The following is a 3183-nucleotide window of genomic DNA, read 5'->3' as shown; positions in this document are numbered from 1 at the left end:
AAGACTATTGAAGGAATATCTAATGTTGCTGTTTTTAGCAGCGTTACCCATTTGGGAAGCGATCCTGCGATATTGGGATTCATACTTCGACCAACAACAGTTCCCAGAAATACTTATAAAAACATTAAAGATTTGGGCTATTTTACTGTTAATCACATTACCGAATCAATGATTATAGATGCACATCACAGTTCGGCGAATTATGATGATACCATTTCAGAATTTGACAAAACTGCGTTGGAGGAAGACTATCGAGAGGGTATTTCCATTCCGTTTGTAAAAGGGAGTCCGGTTCAAATTTTATGCAAATACCTCAACGAATATGAAATTAAGGAAAACGGCACCATTCATATCATTGCTTCTATTGAACATTTGTTTATCAAAGAAAATTTGATTCAAAATGATCATTGGTTGCGTTTGGATTTAGAAAATGTAGCTACGATTAATGGATTGGATGGCTACTGTGTTCCAAAATTAATCGATCGTTTTGAATATGCTCGCCAAAATATTCCAACCAAATCCATGTTGTAAAATGGCTCATAAAAAAGTAAACCTACCTGAAAAAAATTGTAAAACATGCGAATTGCCTTTTTCCTGGCGTAAAAAATGGGAGAAAAATTGGGAGGCAGTTTTGTATTGCAGTGAGCGGTGTAGGAGAAGTAAAAATTCTAATTCTTAAATCCCAAATTCCAATTAAATGAACAATCTAGTTTGGTTTCGAAATGATTTACGAGTGCATGACAACACCTCTCTTTTTGAAGCTTGCAAAAAAGGCGGAAAAGTTTTGGCTGTCTATTGTTTAGATCCGCGGCATTTTGCTGAAACCAAATACGGCTTTAAAAAAACTGAAAAATTTAGAGCTCAATTTTTATTGGAAACCGTTTTTGAACTCTATCATTCGTTGAAAGAAAAAAACATTCCGCTTTTCGTATTTTATGAAAAACCGGAGGTTATCATTCCAAAATTGATTGAAGAACATTCAGTTTCAACTGTTTTTCTTCAAAAAGAATGGACAAGTGAAGAGGTCAATGTTAATGACAAAGTCATAAATCAAAATTCAACTATCAAATGGATAGAAACATACGACCAATTTCTATTTCACCCCGATGATATTCCGTATTCGGATTTTAATGAACTTCCTGAGGTTTTTACTGTTTTCAGAAAAAAATGCGAAACAACTGTAAAAGTCAGACCAACTGTTTCAATTAAAAAGCGACCAGATTCCAATTGGATTCAAACAAATTTTTTCAATATTTCTTTGGTGGATTTAGGTTTGGAAAGTTTTGAAACTCATCTCAACTCCGCTTTTCCGTTTCATGGTGGCGAATCAATAGCGAGGAAACGATTAGAAAATTATTTTTTTGAAACCGAAAATTTGTCGTCTTATAAACAAACTCGAAACGGATTAATTGGAACCGACTATAGTTCGAAATTTTCGCCTTGGTTGGCAAACGGCAGTATTTCTGCTCGCACCATTTACTGGGAAGTACAACAATACGAGCAAGAAATTTGTAAAAATGAAGACACCTATTGGTTGCTATTCGAATTGATATGGCGGGATTATTTTAAATATGTTTCCTTAAAACACGGAAACAAAATTTTTCAACTGGAGGGTATTTTAGGAAAAAAATACGATTGGAATTTCCATTCAAAAGCTTTTGAACAATGGAAAAACGGCACTACCAATGAACCATTTGTAAATGCCAATATGATTGAATTGCAACAAACCGGCTTCATGAGTAATCGTGGCCGTCAAAATGTGGCGAGTTTTTGGGCGAAAGAATGGGAGCAAGATTGGCGGGTGGCAGCACTTTATTTTGAAAGCATGTTGATTGATTATGATGTACATTCGAATTACGGGAATTGGATGTATAATTCAGGAGTAGGAAATGATCCGAGAGACCGAAAATTTAACATCCAACGACAAGCGGAAATGTATGATGCAAAAGGGGAATATCAGAGACTTTGGTTAAGATAAATTTGTTTCAAGTTTCAAGTTACGCTGAACCTGAACAAAAGAGTTGACACGAATGTCACGGATTAACACGAATTTAAAAATTTCACCGAGCAACTCCCAACTTGAAACTTGAAACCTGAAACTACAAAAAATAATGAGATTGCTTCGTGCCTCGCAATGACAATGAAAACACTTCGACTTCTTCTCGGTGACCAATTGAATCACAACCATTCTTGGTTTCAGCAAACCGATGAAAATGTCATTTATCTCTTGGCAGAAATGCGTCAGGAAACCGATTATGTGAAACATCACATTCAAAAAGTAGTGGCATTCTTTTTAAGTATGCGGAATTTTGCCTCGCATTTAAAAAGTAAAAATCATCAAGTGGTTTATTTTGAAATTGATGATGTCAATAATCCGCAAATTTTAGAAGCATTAATTCAACAAACTATCGAGCAACATTCCATTCAAAAATTTGACTATCAATTACCGGATGAATTTCGATTGGATGAACAATTAAAGCAAATTTGCCAAAAACTTACCATCTCAACAGAGGTTTTTGACACTGAACATTTTTATACAACCCGAACCGAATTAGCCGAATTTTTTCAAGGAAAGAAATTGTTGCTAATGGAGAATTTCTATCGTATGATGCGAAAAAAGCACGATATTTTGATGGTTGGAGCTAATCCTGTTGGGAATCAATGGAATTTTGATCACGACAATCGGAAAAAATACAAAGGCGAAGTTCCCGTTCCGAATGCGAAAGTGTTTTCTAAAAATGTGAAAGTAATTATTCATCAATTGGAAAAAATGGAGGTCAAAACCTTTGGTTCAATTGATGCGGAAAATTTTAATTGGCCAACCTCTCGTGAAGAATGTTTGGAACAACTTGATTATTTCTGCAAAAATTTATTGAAACATTTTGGCGATTATGAAGATGCAATGCATACGGAAGAAAAGTTTCTTTTTCATTCCCGCCTGTCGTTTGCGATGAATACAAAAATGCTTTCGCCGAAGGAAGTGATTGAACAGGTTGTACATTATTATCATCAAAATGAAGATGAAATTACCCTTTCGCAAGTAGAAGGTTTTGTGCGACAAATTTTGGGATGGCGGGAATATGTCCGCGGCATTTATTGGAAAGAAATGCCAAATTATTCCAGCATGAATGGATTGGAAAACTATAATAAATTACCCGATTTTTATTGGACGGGAAATACCAA

4 protein-coding genes are annotated in these 3183 nt (G+C 35.1%); all 4 read left to right on the top strand.

Going from position 1 to position 3183, the window contains the following annotated elements; all coding sequences use genetic code 11:
• Positions 1–531 (top strand): flavin reductase family protein (locus ACIQ2S_RS12435; protein ID WP_396176465.1); only part of this gene is annotated, 531 nt, incomplete at its 5' end.
• Between the two features lies 1 nt (position 532).
• On the top strand, positions 533–679 hold the full coding sequence (locus ACIQ2S_RS12430) for a DUF2256 domain-containing protein (RefSeq protein WP_396176463.1): 147 nt from the start codon (positions 533–535) through the stop codon (positions 677–679).
• Between the two features lie 18 nt (positions 680–697).
• Positions 698–1978 (top strand): DASH family cryptochrome, encoded by a 1281-nt coding sequence (locus ACIQ2S_RS12425; protein WP_396176461.1) that lies wholly within the window; start codon positions 698–700, stop codon positions 1976–1978.
• A 162-nt stretch (positions 1979–2140) separates the two neighbouring features.
• Positions 2141–3183 (top strand): cryptochrome/photolyase family protein (locus tag ACIQ2S_RS12420; RefSeq protein ID WP_396176459.1); only part of this gene is annotated, 1043 nt, incomplete at its 3' end.

It is taken from the genome of Flavobacterium sp. (genome assembly GCF_044371705.1).
GTDB lineage: Bacteria > Bacteroidota > Bacteroidia > Flavobacteriales > Flavobacteriaceae > Flavobacterium.
This window is presented reverse-complemented; position numbering and strand designations above follow the sequence as displayed.

Coding starts and splice junctions, on each gene's coding strand:
- ACIQ2S_RS12430 (WP_396176463.1), top strand. CDS start 533: ATGGCTCATAAAAAAGTAAACCTACCTGAAAAAAATTGTAAAACATGC.
- ACIQ2S_RS12425 (WP_396176461.1), top strand. CDS start 698: ATGAACAATCTAGTTTGGTTTCGAAATGATTTACGAGTGCATGACAAC.